Genomic DNA, 14723 nt, shown 5'->3' with positions numbered 1-14723 from the left:
GCGTATCCCCTGGTGGTGCCTCAACTCAGCCCGGCTCCCTGGCCTTGGGCAAGGTAAAACCCGACACCGAGCGGCGCATCTCGCTGGCCATGTGCGCCAGGTTGCCGATGCTCTCGGCGGTGGTGGTGGTGCCGGACGAGGTCTGCTCGGTAATCTGCTGGATAACCGCCATGGTATGGGAAATCTGCCCGGCGGAGCTGGTCTGCTGCTGCGCAGCGGCGGAAATGGTCTGGATCAACGCCGCCAGGTCTTCGGACACGCCTTCGATTTCTTCCAGGGCCACCCCGGCGTCGTGGGCCAGGCGCGCGCCGCGCACCACCTCGAAAGTAGTCTGCTCCATGGAGATGACGGCTTCATTGGTGTCGGCCTGGATGGCGCGCACCAGCATCTCGATCTGGCGGGTGGCCGACGATGAGCGCTCGGCCAGGCGCTGCACTTCGTCGGCTACCACGGCAAAACCGCGCCCGGCCTCGCCGGCCATGGACGCCTGGATGGCGGCGTTCAGGGCAAGCATGTTGGTCTGGTCGGCGATATCGTCGATCAGGCTGACAATGTCGCCAATTTCCTGGGAAGACTCGCCAAGGCGCTTGATGCGCTTGGAAGTGTCCTGAATCTGCTCGCGAATGTTGTCCATGCCGCGAATGGTGTTGTGTACCACTTCGCTGCCCTTGCTGGCGATGGTCACCGAGCGCTCGGCCACCTTCGCCGACTCCCAGGCGTTGGTGGACACCCGGTCGATGGACTCGGCCATGTCGCTGATGGCCATGGACGCTTCGCTGATCTGCTGCGCCTGCATTTCCGAGGCGCGCGCCAGCTGGCGGGCACTGGCCTGGGTGTCCTGCACGGCGGCGGCGACTTCCTCGGCGGTGAGGTTGATGGTGGCCACCAGGTCGCGCAGCTGGTCGATGGAATAGTTGATGGAGTCGGCGATGGTGCCGGTGAAATCCTCGGTGACCGAGGCGGTGACGGTCAGGTCGCCGTCGGCCAGGTCCTCGATCTCGTCCAGCAGGCGCATGATCGCCGCCTGGTTGCGCTCGTTCTTCAGCGCCGTCTCGCGCAATTGCCGGTTGGTCTCGCGCACCATCACCAGGCCGATGAGGATGATCGACCCCAGCGCCAGCAGGCCCAGCACGTAGCCACCGACGGTATCCAGGGTACGGCTGCCGGCCAGGTTCTCGAAGCTTGTGGCCAGGTGCGACGCCTCGTCCAGCAAGGTCTGCGACAAGCCGAAAATGGTGGTGGAAGCCTCGCGCACCTGGAACAGCTGCGGCGAGGTTTCGAGAATTTCATCCACGGAGCCGGAGACGAACTCGAACAGCTCGGCAATTTCCTTCAGCCGCGCGCGGGCGTCGCGGTCCTGCACCTGGCTGATCTGGATGCCTGGGTCGCCATCGAGCATGCCGCGCAGCACCTGGCCGAAGCGGTTGGCGTCACGGCCGAACGACTCGGCCGCCGCCGCAGCGGTTTCGTCGCCCGACAGCACGGTGTTCACCGAGCCCAGGATGCGTTCGGCCAGCAACGACTGGCGCTGGGCCACGGCCACCTGGCTGGCGGGGGCGCCGCGCTGCAGCAGGATCTCCACCACCTTCTCGTATTCCACCTGCAACTGCGGCACTGTTTCGCCGAGGGTGGCCGCCACCTGGTGCAGGGACAGCACCGTTTGTTCGCTGGCGAGAATGGCGTCGGTGTTCTTGCGCAGGTTTTCCCAGTCACGCTGCACCAGGCGCATGTCCTGGTGCACGGCACCCGGCGCCGGCGGCAGGCCGGTGCTGGTGTCACCGGACTTGAGCAGGCTCCAGCGCCGGTCGAAATCGTTGCGCGCCTCGGCCAGCAGCTTGAACGCCTGGGGCTTTCCAGAGGCGGCTTCAGTGGCGTTCTTGGCGATGTTCTGCGACAGCACCCGCAGTTCGCCGGCGTTGCCGATGTACTGCTTGTCGTAGTTGGATTGGGTGTTGAGGTAGGCGAAGTTGGCGAACAGCAGCATGATCGAGACGATCAGGGCAACAAACAGCCCCGCTATCTGCGCACTGCTGCGCGAACGCTGTGCCGGCTTGCCAGTGGTGTTTGCCTTGTTCATGTTCAGGCCCCCGCCTGTACTGGGAGCATATCAGAGAGCCACATTCATGAACCCGGGCAGCTGGGCCAGCGCGAACGGGCTGAACACGTTCCACAGCTGCTCGCGCTGGAAATGGCCTTGCACGAACGCTGCCATGCCGGCGGGCAGGTCAGCGGCCACCGACAGGTCGAGGCTGTGCAGCGGAAAATGCTGCAGGCCGCCCACCTCGTCCACCAGCAGCCCGGCGAACCATTCGTCACGGTCAATCACCAGCACGCGGCGCTGCTTGTGCACGGCCAGCAGCTCATGGCCGAGCAGCCCGCACAGGTCCATCACCGGCAGCAGCCGCCCGCGCACGTTGGCCACGCCCAGCAGCCACGGCTTGACCCCGGGCACCCGGCTCAGGCGCGGCTCGTGCAGCACTTCGGCCACCTCGCCCATGGGCGCCACGTACCAGTGGCTGCCCAGGCGGAAGCCGATTCCGCTCCAGGTCTGCAGGCGGTTTTCCTGGGACGGCAGCTGCGCCGCCAGCTGCCGGCAGCGTTGGTCGATGTCCAGCAGCAGTTCGAAGGCGGTCTGCGCCATGGCCGGCTATCAGCCCGCCAGCACGGCGTTCAGGGTCTTGATCAGGGTTTCTTCTTCCACCGGCTTGGTCAGGTAGTCGCGGGCGCCCTGGCGGGTGCCCCAGACCTTGTCGGTCTCCTGGTCCTTGGTGGTGATGATGATCACCTTGATGTGCGCGGTTTCGGCGTCCTTGTGCAGCTGGCGGGTGGCCTGGAAACCGTTGAGGCCGGGCATGACGATGTCCATCAGCACCGCGTCGGGCTTCTCCTGGCGGGCCAGGGCCACGCCATCGGCGCCGTTCTCGGCCTTGAGCACTTCATGACCGTGCTTTTCCAGCATGCTGGTCAGTTTGTACATTTCGGTCGGCGAGTCGTCGACGATCAGAATACGAGCCATGCTGTTCCCCATTTCATTAATTAGTGCGCGGCGGCGAAGCCCGGTACGTGCGTCCTGATGGCGCCCAGCAGTTCTTCCTTGCTGAAGGGCTTGGTCAGGAACTGGTCGGAGCCCACGATGCGCCCGCGGGCCTTGTCGAACAGGCCGTCGCGCGACGACAGCATGATCACCGGCGTGGCCTTGAAGGCGCTGTTGTTCTTGATCAGTGCGCAGGTCTGGTAACCGTCCAGGCGCGGCATCATGATATCGACAAAGATGATACGCGGATGATTGTCGGCGATCTTCGCCAATGCGTCGAAACCGTCGGTGGCCGTGATGACTTCGCAGCCGACGTTTTCAAGCAGCATCTGGGCGGTGCGACGAATCGTCTTGGAGTCGTCGATGACCATGACCTTGAGCGCTGCGGGGTGCTGTTCCATAGGAGTCCGCTTGGAAGGCTGAATAACTCGCCGGTAAACCGGCTCCCACATCAACAAGCCTTTTTAGCACACTCAGGCAGTGCATTCCATCAAGCGCCCCCTTGACCCGGCGGCCTGTCAGCGCCACCCTGACGCCACTTTTCAAGACCTGTCCACGGCGGCCGAAGCCGCCCAAAGGAGCTTCCCATGAGCGTACGCCTCGGCATTGTCATGGACCCCATCGCCGAAATCTCCTACAAAAAGGACAGCTCGCTGGCCATGTTGCTGGCTGCCCAGGAACGCGGCTGGACCCTGTTCCACATGGAGATCCAGGACCTCTACCAGGCCAAGGGCCAGGCCCGCGCCCGCATGCGCCCGCTGAAAGTGTTCGCCAACCCCGAGCACTGGTTCGAGTTCGAGTCCGAAGTGGACGCGCCGCTGGCCGACCTCGACGTCATCCTGATGCGCAAGGACCCGCCCTTCGACCTGGAATTCGTCTACAGCACTTACCTGCTGGAGCAGGCCGAGAACGACGGCGTGCTGGTGGTCAACAAGCCGCAATCGCTGCGTGACTGCAACGAGAAGATGTTCGCCACGCTGTTCCCGCAGCTGACGCCACCCACCATGGTCAGCCGCCGTGCCGACATTCTGCGCGAGTTCGCCGCCGAGCACGGCGACGTCATCCTCAAGCCGCTGGACGGCATGGGCGGCACCTCGATCTTCCGCCACCGCCCCGGCGACCCCAACCTGTCGGTGATCCTCGAGACCCTGACGGCCAACGGCACCCAGCAGATCATGGCGCAACGCTACCTGCCGGCCATCAAGGACGGCGACAAGCGCATCCTGATGATCGACGGCGAGCCCGTGCCCTACTGCCTGGCGCGCATCCCTGCAGCCGGCGAAACCCGTGGCAACCTGGCCGCCGGTGGCCGTGGCGAAGCGCGCCCGCTGAGCGACAAGGACCGCTGGATCGCCGAGCAGGTCGGCCCTACCTTGCGCGCCAAGGGCCTGCTGTTCGTGGGCCTGGACGTGATTGGCGAGAACCTCACCGAAATCAACGTCACCAGCCCCACCTGCATCCGCGAGATCGATGCGGCCTTCGGCACCAACATCGGCGGCCAGCTGATGGATGCCATCGATCGCAAGCTCAAGGCCCGCTGAGCTACAAGCCGGGGGTTTTTCCGCACAGTGCGTTATGATGCACGCCCTTTTTCAGCTGTGGGGCGTGCGCTGGCGGACTGACCCCCGCACTGCATGACTGCCGGATACCCGATGACTGCCGCAACCGATCTTCCTGCCAAGTATTCCCGTGCTTCCGTGCGCCCGGCGGACCGGCTCGGCTTCACGCTGTTCGTCGCCGCCCTGCTGCACGTGGCGCTGATCCTGGGCGTGAGCTTCACCATGGTGAAGCCGGCAGAGATCCGCCAGACCCTGGAAATAACCCTGTCCACCTTCAAGGATGCCAAGGCGCCGAAGAAGGCCGACTACCTGGCGCAGGACAACCAGCAAGGCAGCGGCACGCTGGACAAGAAGGCACTGCCCAAGACGACCGAGGTGGCGCCGTTCCAGGACAACGTCATCAACAAGGTCACCCCGCCGCCGGTGGCCAAGCCCGAGGTCAAGCCCGAGACCGCGCCGGTGAAGAAGGCCGTGACCACGGTGGCACCCAAGCCGCAGAAGGTCGACACCCGCCGCGACGTGGTCAAGCAGGACGCCCAGCCGAAAAAAGCCACGCCCGACTTCGACAGCACCAAGCTCTCCAGCGAGATTTCCAGCCTGGAAGCCGAGCTGGCCCACGAGCAGCAGTTGTACGCCAAGCGCCCGCGCATCCACCGCCTGACCGCCGCCTCGACCATGCGTGACAAGGGCGCCTGGTACAAGGACGACTGGCGCAAGAAAGTCGAGCGCATCGGCAACCTCAACTACCCCGAAGAGGCCCGCCGCCAGCAAATCTACGGCAGCCTGCGGCTGATGGTCTCGATCAACAGCGATGGCTCGCTGTACGACGTGATGGTGCTGGAGTCCTCCGGCCAGCCGCTGCTGGACCAGGCCGCCCAGCGTATCGTGCGCCTGGCCGCGCCGTTCGCGCCGTTCACCGGCGACCTCTCGGACGTCGACCGCCTGGAAATCATCCGCACCTGGCGTTTCGCCAAGGGTGATCGCCTTTCCAGCAACTGATCGGCACGAAACAGTCTTGAAAGTCGGCTTGTCAGCCCGCCTGGGCGGCGCCACACTACAAGCCATGAAGAACGTCGATCCGAGTTACCTCAAGCATCAATTCCTGATCGCCATGCCCCACATGGCGGACCCGAACTTTGCGCAGACCTTGACCTACATCGTCGAGCACACGGCCAATGGCGCCATGGGTCTGGTGGTCAACCGGCCCCAGGAACTGAACCTGGCCGATATCCTCGAGCAACTGCGCCCGGACATCGATCCGCCGGCCAGCTGCCAGCTCATCCCCATTTACAGTGGCGGGCCGGTACAGACCGACCGCGGCTTCGTGCTGCACCCCAGCGGCCCCACCTACCAGGCCACCGTCGACCTGGGCGGCATTGCCCTGTCCACCTCCCAGGACGTGCTGTTCGCCATCGCCGACGGCCTGGGGCCCAAACAGAGCCTGATCACCCTGGGCTACGCCGGCTGGGAAGCCGGCCAGCTGGAGGCCGAACTGGCCGAAAACGCCTGGCTGACCTGCCCCTTCGACGCCGACATCCTGTTCGGCATGGAAAGCGAGCAGCGCCTGAGCGCCGCCGCCGCCCTGCTGGGGGTGAACCTCAGCCTGCTCACCAACCAGGCGGGGCACGCTTGATGGCCGCGGTTCGTCTATTGCTGGGTTTCGACTACGGCACCAAGCAGATCGGCGTGGCCGTGGGCCAGGTCATCACCGGCCAGGCGCGCGAGCTGTGCACCCTCAAGGCCCAGAACGGCGTGCCCGACTGGAACCAGGTAGAAGCCCTGATCAAGGAATGGAAGCCCGATGCCATCGTCGTCGGCCTGCCCCTGAACATGGACGGCACCCCCAGCGAGATGTGCGAGCGCGCCGAGAAGTTCGCCCGCCGCCTCAATGGCCGCTTCAACCTGCCGGTGCATACCCACGACGAGCGCCTGACCACCTTCGAGGCCAAGGGCCAGCGCCGCGACCGTGGCGGCCAGAAAGGCACCTACCGCGACAACCCGGTGGACGCCATTGCCGCCGCCCTGCTGCTACAGGGCTGGCTGGAGGAAAACGCCGGTCAGTTCGGTTCCTGAACAACCCCCGTTGCACCGCCGGGCGCGCGCCGCCCGGTTTCTCAAGGAGCAAGTCATGAGCCTTCCAAACCCCGCCCACCTGATCAGCCAGATGGCGGTCGACCTCAAGGCGCACCTGGCCCGGCGCAACATCACCGAGCCGCGCTTCATCGGCATTCGCACCGGTGGCGTGTGGGTGGCCAGGGCCTTGCTCGAAGCGCTGGGCAGCGATGCTGCGCTGGGCACCCTGGACGTGTCTTTCTACCGCGACGACTTCAGCCAGAACGGCCTGCACCCGCAAGTGCGGCCTTCGGACCTGCCGTTTGAAATCGAGGGGCAGCACCTGATTCTGGTGGATGACGTGCTGATGAGCGGCCGCACCATTCGTGCAGCCCTCAACGAGCTGTTCGATTACGGCCGCCCGGCCAGCGTCACCCTGGTCAGCCTGCTGGACCTGGACGCCGGCGAGCTGCCGATCCGCCCCAACATCGTCGGTGCCACCCTGTCGCTGGCGCCCCATGAACGGGTAAAACTGACCGGCCCCGCCCCGCTCGCCCTTGAGCGCCAGGACCTTGCCACCGCCCCCGCCCTTTAAGAGTCCCCGCGATGACGCCTATCGACGCCAAGCGCCCGCTGCAGCTCAATGACCAGGGCCAACTGCGCCATTTTCTCTCGCTGGACGGCCTGCCCCGCGAGCTGCTGACCGAAATACTCGACACCGCCGACTCGTTCCTGGAAGTGGGCGCGCGGGCGGTCAAGAAGGTTCCGCTGCTGCGCGGCAAGACCGTGTGCAACGTGTTCTTCGAGAACTCCACACGCACCCGCACCACCTTTGAACTGGCGGCCCAGCGGCTGTCGGCGGACGTCATCACCTTGAACGTCTCCACCTCGTCCACCAGCAAGGGCGAGACGCTGTTCGACACCCTGCGCAACCTGGAGGCCATGGCTGCCGACATGTTCGTGGTGCGCCACGCCGACTCCGGCGCCGCGCACTTCATTGCCGAGCACGTCTGCCCGGAGGTGGCCATCATCAACGGCGGTGACGGGCGCCACGCGCACCCTACCCAGGGCATGCTCGACATGCTGACCATCCGCCGGCACAAGGGCGGCTTCGAACACCTGTCGGTGGCGATCGTCGGCGATATCCTGCATTCGCGGGTAGCCCGTTCGAACATGATCGCGCTCAAGGCGCTGGGCTGCCCGGACATCCGCGTGGTGGCGCCCAAGACCCTGCTGCCGGTCGGCGTGGAGCAGTACGGCGTCAAGGTGTACACCGACCTGGCGCAAGGCCTGAAGGACGTCGACGTGGTGATCATGCTGCGCCTGCAGCGCGAGCGCATGGCCGGCGGCCTGCTGCCCAGCGAGGGCGAGTTCTACCGCCTGTTCGGCCTGACCACCGCGCGCCTGGCCGGCGCCAAGCCCGATTGCATCGTGATGCACCCCGGCCCCATCAACCGCGGGGTGGAGATCGAGTCGGCGGTGGCCGACGGTGCCCACTCGGTCATCCTCAACCAGGTCACCTACGGCATCGCCGTGCGCATGGCCGTGCTGTCCATGGCCATGAGCGGCCAGAATGCCCAGCGTCAATTCGACCAGGAGAACGCCCAGTGAGCCTCAGTATTCTCGGCGCTCGCGTCATTGACCCGGCCACCGGCCTGGATCAGGTCACCGACCTGCACATCAGCGAAGGCAAACTGCTGGCCATGGGCGAAGCGCCCGCAGGCTTCGTGCCCAGCCAGACCCTGGAAGCCAACGGCCTGATCGCCGCCCCTGGCCTGGTGGACCTGAGCGTGGCCCTGCGCGAGCCGGGCTACAGCCGCAAGGGCACCATTGCCAGCGAAACCCGCGCCGCCGCTGCCGGTGGCGTCACCAGCCTGTGCTGCCCACCGCGCACCAAGCCGGTGCTGGACACCTCGGCGGTGGCCGAGCTGATACTGGACCGCGCCCGCGAGGCCGGCCACACCAAGGTGTTCCCCATCGGCGCCCTGAGCAAGGGCCTGGAAGGCGAACAGCTGGCTGAACTGGTGGCGCTGCGCGACGCCGGCTGCGTGGCGTTCGGCAACGGCCTGGCAAGCTTCCAGAACACCCGCACCCTGTGCCGGGCGCTGGAATACGCCGCAACCTTTGACCTGACCGTGGTATTCCACTCCCAGGACCGCGACCTGGCCCAGGGCGGCCTCGCCCATGAAGGCCCCACTGCCAGCTTCCTGGGCCTGGCCGGCATCCCGGAAACGGCAGAGACCGTGGCGCTGGCACGTGACCTGCTGCTGGTGGAACAGAGCGGCGTGCGCGCGCACTTCAGCCAGCTGACCAGCGCCCGTGGCGTCGAGCTGATTGCCCAGGCCCAGGCCCGCGGGCTGCCCGTGACGGCTGACGTGGCGCTGTACCAGCTGATTCTCACTGACGAGGCGCTGATCGACTTCTCCAGCCTGTACCACGTGCAGCCGCCGCTGCGCACCCGCGCCGATCGCGATGCCTTGCGTGAAGGGGTGAAGTCGGGGGTGATCCAGGCCATTTCCAGCCACCACCAGCCACACGAGCGCGACGCCAAGCTGGCGCCGTTCGGGGCCACGGAACCGGGCATCAGCAGCGTCGAGCTGTTGCTGCCACTGGCACTGACCCTGGTGGAAGATGGCCTGCTGGACCTGCCCACCCTGCTGGCACGCCTGAGCAGCGGGCCCGCCGCAGCCTTGCGCCTGCCGGTGGGCGAGTTGAAAGTGGGTGGCCCGGCCGACCTGGTGCTGTTCGCCCGCAACGTCTCCACCGTGGCGGGCGAGCGCTGGCTGTCCAAGGGTGATAATTGCCCGTTCATCGGCCATACCCTGCCGGGCGTGGTGCGTTACACCCTGGTGGACGGCCACATCGCCCACAACGGCTGACGCAAATCCCTGTAGCAGCGGCCGCCAGGCCGCGCCCCCAGGCGCCGCTGCTTATCGGTTCTGCGCGTTCTTCAGCGAAATCTGGTCATTCAGCGTCCAGAAGTCATACAGCACGCCAATCAGGAAGAATCCGCCCGTGAGCAGGTAGATCAGGCCACTGATCCATTTGCCCTGATACATGCGATGCACCCCGAACACCCCCAGGAACGTCAGCAGGATCCACGCCACGCTGTAGTCGGTGGGCCCGGCGAAGAAACGCATGTCCGCCTCGCGGTCCATGGCCGGTATCAGGAACAGGTCGATCAGCCAGCCAATGCCGAACAGGCCAAAGGTGAAGAACCACAACGTGCCCGTGATCGGCTTGCCGTAATAGAAGCGGTGAGACCCGGTGAAACCGAAAATCCACAGCAGGTAACCCAGCACCACGCTGTGGGTGTCCTGGCGTTGGCTGTCTTGCTGATAGCTGTTCATGAGCGGCTTGGTACCCTCTGATAATTAAATTTTCTAAACATTTATGTGACTTTTTTGTCTCGTGCCGACGTGTGGTTGTGTGACCACCGAGTCGGGCAAACCCTTGCCCCGCCTGACTTCCACGCAAAAATTGTGGGAATTTGCCGTAGATTGATCACTTTTCGATCAGGATCACTGCCGACCAGCGGGTTAAAAACTGATCAAAAAGCTGTTATAAAGTTGCGCGCTTACCCACAAGAGCCTTGCCGAATGCGTCCATTTTTGAAGACATGGCTAACCATCTGCCTATTATTGCCATTGGCCGCCCACGCCACCAATCGTGAGCAAAGACTACCTTCCGGCTTCACCGGCCATGCTGCCAAGACCGGTGCTGCGGAACACACCACCACCCCGGTTGAACGTGCCGAGGTGATTGCCAGCAAGACCACCAGCCGCAGCAAGAAGCAGTCGGGGCGCAACCGCCACGGCCGCAGCAGCGGCAACAGCCCGGTCACCGGCGCAGTGGCCCAGATGTCCCCCAAGCAGAGCAGCGATGTGCTGTCGCGCGCGGTGAACGTCCTGGGTACCCCTTATCGTTGGGGCGGCAGCAGCCCAAGTAAAGGGTTCGATTGCAGTGGCCTGGTGAAATACGCCTTCAATGACGTGCATGCGGTAGACCTGCCGCGCACCTCCAACGCCATGGCCGCCGGCCACGGCCAGAAGGTTGACCAGAAGGACCTGAAACCGGGCGACCTGCTGTTCTTCAACATCAAGAGCCGCCGGGTCAACCACGTGGCCATCTACCTGGGCAACGATCGCTTCATCCACGCGCCGCGTCGCGGCAAGTCGGTGACCATCGATACCCTGAACAAGCCGTACTGGCAGGAACACTACGTGGTTGCCAAACGCGTGCTGCCAAAAGACCAGGCCATGCGCGTGGTCCAGCGCTGATTCAGCGTGAACCTGGCGCCGGGCCTCTTTCCGGCGCCAGGTTCAACCCCTCCCTGGGCTCCGCGCCCGTGCTCGACTCCAGCTTGATCATCAACCGCAGGTCATTCGCCGAATCGGCGTAGGCCAGCGCGTCCTCGTAGCTGATCGCCTTCTCCCGGTACAACTCGTACAGCGCCTGGTCCAGGGTACGCATGCCCTGGTCATTGGTGCGGCGCATCAACGTCTTCAAGCCCGGCACCTCGCCCTTGCGGATACGGTCGGCCACCAGTGGCGTATTCACCAGGATTTCGACCACGGCGCGCCGACTAGTTCCATCCGGGGTGGGCACCAATTGCTGGGCGATGATGGCGCGCAGGTTCAGCGACAGCTCCATCCACACCTGGCTGTGGCGGTCCACAGGGAAGAAACTGATCACCCGCTCCAGCGCCTGGTCGGCGTTGGAGGCATGCAGCGTGGCCACGCACAGGTGGCCGGTCTCGGCGAAGCTCAGGGCCTGGCCCATGGTTTCGCGGCTGCGCACCTCGCCGATCATGATCACGTCCGGGGCCTGGCGCAGGGTGTTGCGCAGCGCCACTTCGAAGGAGTCGGTGTCGATGCCCACCTCGCGCTGGGTGACGATGCAGCTCTGGTGCTCGTGCAGGAACTCGATGGGGTCCTCGATGGTGATGATGTGGCCACTGCTGTGTTTGCTGCGGTGGTCGATCATCGCCGCCAGGGTCGAGGACTTGCCGGTGCCCGTGGCGCCCACCACCAGCACCAGGCCGCGCTTGATCATCGACAGGCCCTTGAGGGTGTCGGGCAATTTCAGGTCATCGAAGGTGGGAATGCGGCTCTCGATGCGGCGAATGACCATGGCCGGCAGGCTGCGCTGGCAGAACGCACTGACGCGGAAACGGCCAATATCACGGGCATGGATGGCGAAGTTGCACTCGCGGTGCGTGGCGAACTCCAGCCGCTGGGGCTCGCTCATCAGCCCCAGCACGGCCTCGCGTACCTGCTCGGGGCTCATGGCGTTCTTGGTCACCGGCATGATCTTGCCGTGCACCTTGAGCGACGGCGGCAGGCCAGGGGTGATGAAAAGGTCGGAACCGGCCTTGTCGACCATCAGTTTCAACAGCCTTTCGAATTCCATGGCCTGCCCTCACGTCCCGGGGTCAGAAATTGTCTGGCGACTTGGCCTTCTCGCGCGCCGCATCGCGGCCGATCAGCCCACGGGCCACCAGGTCCTTGAGGCACATGTCGAGGGTTTGCATGCCCAGCGCGCCGCCGGTCTGGATGGAGGAGTACATCTGCGCCACCTTGTCCTCGCGGATCAGGTTACGAATGGCCGGGGTGCCGATCATGATTTCGTGGGCCGCCACCCGGCCACCGCCGATCTTTTTCAGCAGGGTCTGGGAGATCACCGCCTGCAGCGACTCGGAAAGCATGGAGCGGACCATGGATTTCTCTTCGGCCGGGAACACGTCCACCACCCGGTCGATGGTCTTGGCCGCCGAGGTGGTGTGCAGGGTGCCGAATACCAGGTGGCCAGTCTCGGCCGCGGTCAGCGCCAGGCGGATGGTTTCCAGGTCGCGCATCTCGCCCACCAGGATGATGTCCGGGTCTTCGCGCAGGGCCGAACGCAGGGCGTTGGAGAAGCCCAGGGTGTCACGGTGAACTTCGCGCTGGTTGACCAGGCACTTCTTCGACTCGTGGACGAATTCGATCGGGTCTTCGATGGTGAGGATGTGGTGGTGCTTGTTGTTGTTCAGGTAGTCGATCATCGCCGCCAGCGTGGTGGACTTGCCTGAACCGGTGGGGCCGGTGACCAGCACCAGGCCGCGGGGCACATCGGTAATCTTTCGAAACACATCACCCATGCCAAGGTCTTCCATGGTCAGGACCTTGGAGGGAATGGTCCGGAACACCGCGCCAGCACCGCGGTTCTGGTTGAAGGCGTTGACCCGGAAGCGCGCCACGCCCGGTACCTCGAAGGAGAAGTCGGTCTCCAGGTATTCCTCGAAGTCCTTGCGCTGCTTGTCGTTCATGATGTCGTAGATCAGCTCGTGCACTTGTTTGTGATCCAGTGCTGGCAAATTGATTCTGCGTACATCACCATCGACGCGGATCATTGGCGGCAGGCCGGCTGACAGGTGCAGGTCCGAAGCGCCTTGCTTGGCGCTGAAAGCCAACAATTCAGTAATGTCCATGAGACTCCCCAAAAACAGACAAGCAGGTAGAATGCCCCGGACCCCAAGACCCGCTGGCACAAATTAATGTCCACGATAGCAGACAACGTTTTACGGGTAAGCGCCCGAATTGATGCCGCCGCACGGGCCGTGCAGCGCGACCCGGCCAGCATCGGCCTGCTGGCGGTCAGCAAGACCAAGCCGGCCGAAGCCGTTCGCGAGGCGTTCGCCGCCGGAGTCGTCGAATTCGGCGAAAATTACCTGCAGGAAGCCCTGGGCAAACAGGTGCAATTGGCCGACCTGCCCTTGACTTGGCATTTCATCGGCCCCATTCAGTCGAACAAGACTCGTGCCATTGCCGAGCACTTTGCCTGGGTACACTCCGTGGATCGCCTGAAAATTGCCCAACGCCTGTCCGAGCAGCGCCCGGCCGACCTGCCACCGCTGAACATCTGCATTCAGGTCAACGTCAGTGGCGAGGCCAGCAAGTCGGGTTGCAGCGCAGCCGACCTGCCGGCCCTGGCGCAAGCCATCGCCGCCCTGCCGCGGCTCAAGCTGCGCGGCCTGATGGCGATTCCCGAACCTACCCAGGACCGTGCCGAACAAGACGCGGCCTTTGCCACTGTGCGCAGCCTGCAAGCAAGCCTGAACCTGCCACTGGACACTTTATCCATGGGCATGAGCCACGACCTGGAAGCCGCCGTCGCACAGGGCGCCACCTGGGTTCGTATCGGCACTGCCCTGTTCGGCGCCCGCGACTATGGCCAGCAGCCGTAGCGTGGGTACCCCCGCAACCTCTCAAGGACCTGACATGAGCAAGACTCGTATTGCGTTTATCGGCGCCGGCAACATGGCCGCCAGCCTGATCGGCGGCCTGCGTGCCCAAGGCCTGGAAGCACAGCAGATCCGCGCCAGCGACCCGGGTGAAGAAACCCGCGCGCGCGTCAGCGCCGAGCACGGCATCGAAACCTTCGCCGACAACGGCCAGGCCGTGGAAGGCGCCGACGTGGTGGTGCTGGCGGTGAAGCCGCAGGCCATGAAAGCGGTATGCGAAGCCCTGCGCCCAAGCCTTGCGCCCAACCAGGTGGTGGTGTCGATTGCCGCCGGCATTACCTGCGCCAGCATGACCCAATGGCTGGGCCAGCAGCCCATCGTGCGCTGCATGCCCAACACCCCGGCGCTGCTGCGCCAGGGCGTCAGCGGCCTGTACGCCACCGCGCAGGTCACCGCGCAGCAACGCCAGCAGGCCGAAGCACTGCTGTCGGCCGTGGGCATTGCCCTGTGGCTGGAAGACGAACAGCAGCTGGACGCCGTCACCGCCGTCTCGGGCAGCGGCCCGGCGTACTTCTTCCTGCTGATCGAGGCCATGACAGCGGCCGGCGAAAAGCTCGGCCTGCCGCGCGAAACCGCTGCCAAGCTGACCTTGCAGACCGCCCTGGGCGCTGCGCACATGGCAGTTTCCAGCGACGTCGACGCCGCCGAACTGCGCCGCCGCGTCACCTCGCCGGCCGGCACTACCGAAGCTGCAATCAAATCGTTCCAGGCTGATGGTTTCGAAGCCCTGGTGGAAAAGGCGCTGGGCGCCGCTGCACACCGCTCGGCCGAGATGGCCGAACAACTGGGCAAGTAA

17 protein-coding genes are annotated in these 14723 nt (G+C 64.9%); 10 read left to right on the top strand and 7 right to left on the bottom strand.

Going from position 1 to position 14723, the window contains the following annotated elements; translation table 11 throughout:
• Nucleotides 1-25 precede the first annotated feature (25 nt).
• From AC0SZ7_RS02180 to pilG, 4 genes are read right to left on the bottom strand one after another with little or no spacing between them, the layout of a single operon-like run.
• Entirely contained in the window at nucleotides 26-2077 is a 2052-nt protein-coding gene (locus AC0SZ7_RS02180; RefSeq protein WP_475502780.1) for a methyl-accepting chemotaxis protein, read from the bottom strand.
• A gap of 30 nt (nucleotides 2078-2107) precedes the next feature.
• Nucleotides 2108-2641 carry a chemotaxis protein CheW gene (locus tag AC0SZ7_RS02175; RefSeq protein WP_475502779.1) on the bottom strand — a complete coding sequence of 178 codons (534 nt, stop codon included), beginning with the start codon at nucleotides 2639-2641 and terminating at the stop codon, nucleotides 2108-2110.
• A 9-nt stretch (nucleotides 2642-2650) separates the two neighbouring features.
• Nucleotides 2651-3016, bottom strand: a complete 366-nt coding sequence (gene pilH, locus AC0SZ7_RS02170; protein ID WP_475502778.1) for a twitching motility response regulator PilH — start codon at nucleotides 3014-3016, stop codon at nucleotides 2651-2653.
• Nucleotides 3017-3036: 20 nt separating this feature from the next.
• Nucleotides 3037-3435 (bottom strand): twitching motility response regulator PilG, encoded by a 399-nt coding sequence (pilG, locus tag AC0SZ7_RS02165; RefSeq protein ID WP_475502777.1) that lies wholly within the window; start codon nucleotides 3433-3435, stop codon nucleotides 3037-3039.
• Between the two features lie 186 nt (nucleotides 3436-3621).
• Here pilG and gshB point away from each other — a divergent pair, with 186 nt between their 5' ends.
• The 7 genes from gshB to AC0SZ7_RS02130 all read left to right on the top strand — a co-directional run bounded on the left by gshB (nucleotide 3622) and on the right by AC0SZ7_RS02130 (nucleotide 9524).
• Nucleotides 3622-4575, top strand: coding sequence for a glutathione synthase (gene gshB, locus AC0SZ7_RS02160; RefSeq protein ID WP_416427338.1), 954 nt, complete (start codon nucleotides 3622-3624; stop codon nucleotides 4573-4575).
• A 111-nt stretch (nucleotides 4576-4686) separates the two neighbouring features.
• Nucleotides 4687-5592 carry an energy transducer TonB gene (locus AC0SZ7_RS02155; protein ID WP_475502776.1) on the top strand — a complete coding sequence of 302 codons (906 nt, stop codon included), beginning with the start codon at nucleotides 4687-4689 and terminating at the stop codon, nucleotides 5590-5592.
• A gap of 64 nt (nucleotides 5593-5656) precedes the next feature.
• Entirely contained in the window at nucleotides 5657-6226 is a 570-nt protein-coding gene (locus tag AC0SZ7_RS02150) for a YqgE/AlgH family protein (protein ID WP_475502977.1), read from the top strand.
• On the top strand, nucleotides 6226-6666 hold the full coding sequence (gene ruvX / locus AC0SZ7_RS02145) for a Holliday junction resolvase RuvX (protein ID WP_475502775.1): 441 nt from the start codon (nucleotides 6226-6228) through the stop codon (nucleotides 6664-6666). Before AC0SZ7_RS02150 ends, ruvX begins: the two co-directional genes overlap by 1 nt.
• A gap of 55 nt (nucleotides 6667-6721) precedes the next feature.
• Nucleotides 6722-7240, top strand: coding sequence for a bifunctional pyr operon transcriptional regulator/uracil phosphoribosyltransferase PyrR (pyrR, locus tag AC0SZ7_RS02140; protein ID WP_475502774.1), 519 nt, complete (start codon nucleotides 6722-6724; stop codon nucleotides 7238-7240).
• A gap of 11 nt (nucleotides 7241-7251) precedes the next feature.
• Nucleotides 7252-8256, top strand: coding sequence for an aspartate carbamoyltransferase catalytic subunit (locus AC0SZ7_RS02135; protein WP_475502773.1), 1005 nt, complete (start codon nucleotides 7252-7254; stop codon nucleotides 8254-8256).
• Nucleotides 8253-9524, top strand: a complete 1272-nt coding sequence (locus AC0SZ7_RS02130) for a dihydroorotase (RefSeq protein WP_475502772.1) — start codon at nucleotides 8253-8255, stop codon at nucleotides 9522-9524. Before AC0SZ7_RS02135 ends, AC0SZ7_RS02130 begins: the two co-directional genes overlap by 4 nt.
• 51 nt (nucleotides 9525-9575) lie before the next feature.
• On the opposite strand, the gene AC0SZ7_RS02125 is transcribed toward AC0SZ7_RS02130, so the two are convergent.
• Complete coding sequence (locus AC0SZ7_RS02125) at nucleotides 9576-9995, bottom strand: NINE protein (RefSeq protein WP_475502771.1); 420 nt, start codon at nucleotides 9993-9995, stop codon at nucleotides 9576-9578.
• A gap of 249 nt (nucleotides 9996-10244) precedes the next feature.
• Here AC0SZ7_RS02125 and AC0SZ7_RS02120 point away from each other — a divergent pair, with 249 nt between their 5' ends.
• Nucleotides 10245-10925 (top strand): C40 family peptidase, encoded by a 681-nt coding sequence (locus tag AC0SZ7_RS02120; protein ID WP_475502770.1) that lies wholly within the window; start codon nucleotides 10245-10247, stop codon nucleotides 10923-10925.
• Between the two features lies 1 nt (nucleotide 10926).
• Here AC0SZ7_RS02120 and AC0SZ7_RS02115 read toward each other — a convergent pair whose 3' ends face one another.
• Nucleotides 10927-12057, bottom strand: a complete 1131-nt coding sequence (locus AC0SZ7_RS02115) for a PilT/PilU family type 4a pilus ATPase (protein WP_475502769.1) — start codon at nucleotides 12055-12057, stop codon at nucleotides 10927-10929.
• Between the two features lie 22 nt (nucleotides 12058-12079).
• Complete coding sequence (locus AC0SZ7_RS02110) at nucleotides 12080-13114, bottom strand: type IV pilus twitching motility protein PilT (protein ID WP_475502768.1); 1035 nt, start codon at nucleotides 13112-13114, stop codon at nucleotides 12080-12082.
• 66 nt (nucleotides 13115-13180) lie between these two features.
• On the opposite strand from AC0SZ7_RS02110, the gene AC0SZ7_RS02105 reads away from it, so the two are divergent.
• Both AC0SZ7_RS02105 and proC read left to right on the top strand, forming a co-directional pair.
• Nucleotides 13181-13870: a YggS family pyridoxal phosphate-dependent enzyme gene (locus AC0SZ7_RS02105; RefSeq protein WP_475502767.1), complete on the top strand. Its 690-nt coding sequence runs from the start codon at nucleotides 13181-13183 to the stop codon at nucleotides 13868-13870.
• Between the two features lie 34 nt (nucleotides 13871-13904).
• Nucleotides 13905-14723, top strand: coding sequence for a pyrroline-5-carboxylate reductase (proC, locus tag AC0SZ7_RS02100; RefSeq protein ID WP_475502766.1), 819 nt, complete (start codon nucleotides 13905-13907; stop codon nucleotides 14721-14723).

The organism is Pseudomonas sp. JC1203 (assembly GCF_056175065.1).
This window is presented reverse-complemented; position numbering and strand designations above follow the sequence as displayed.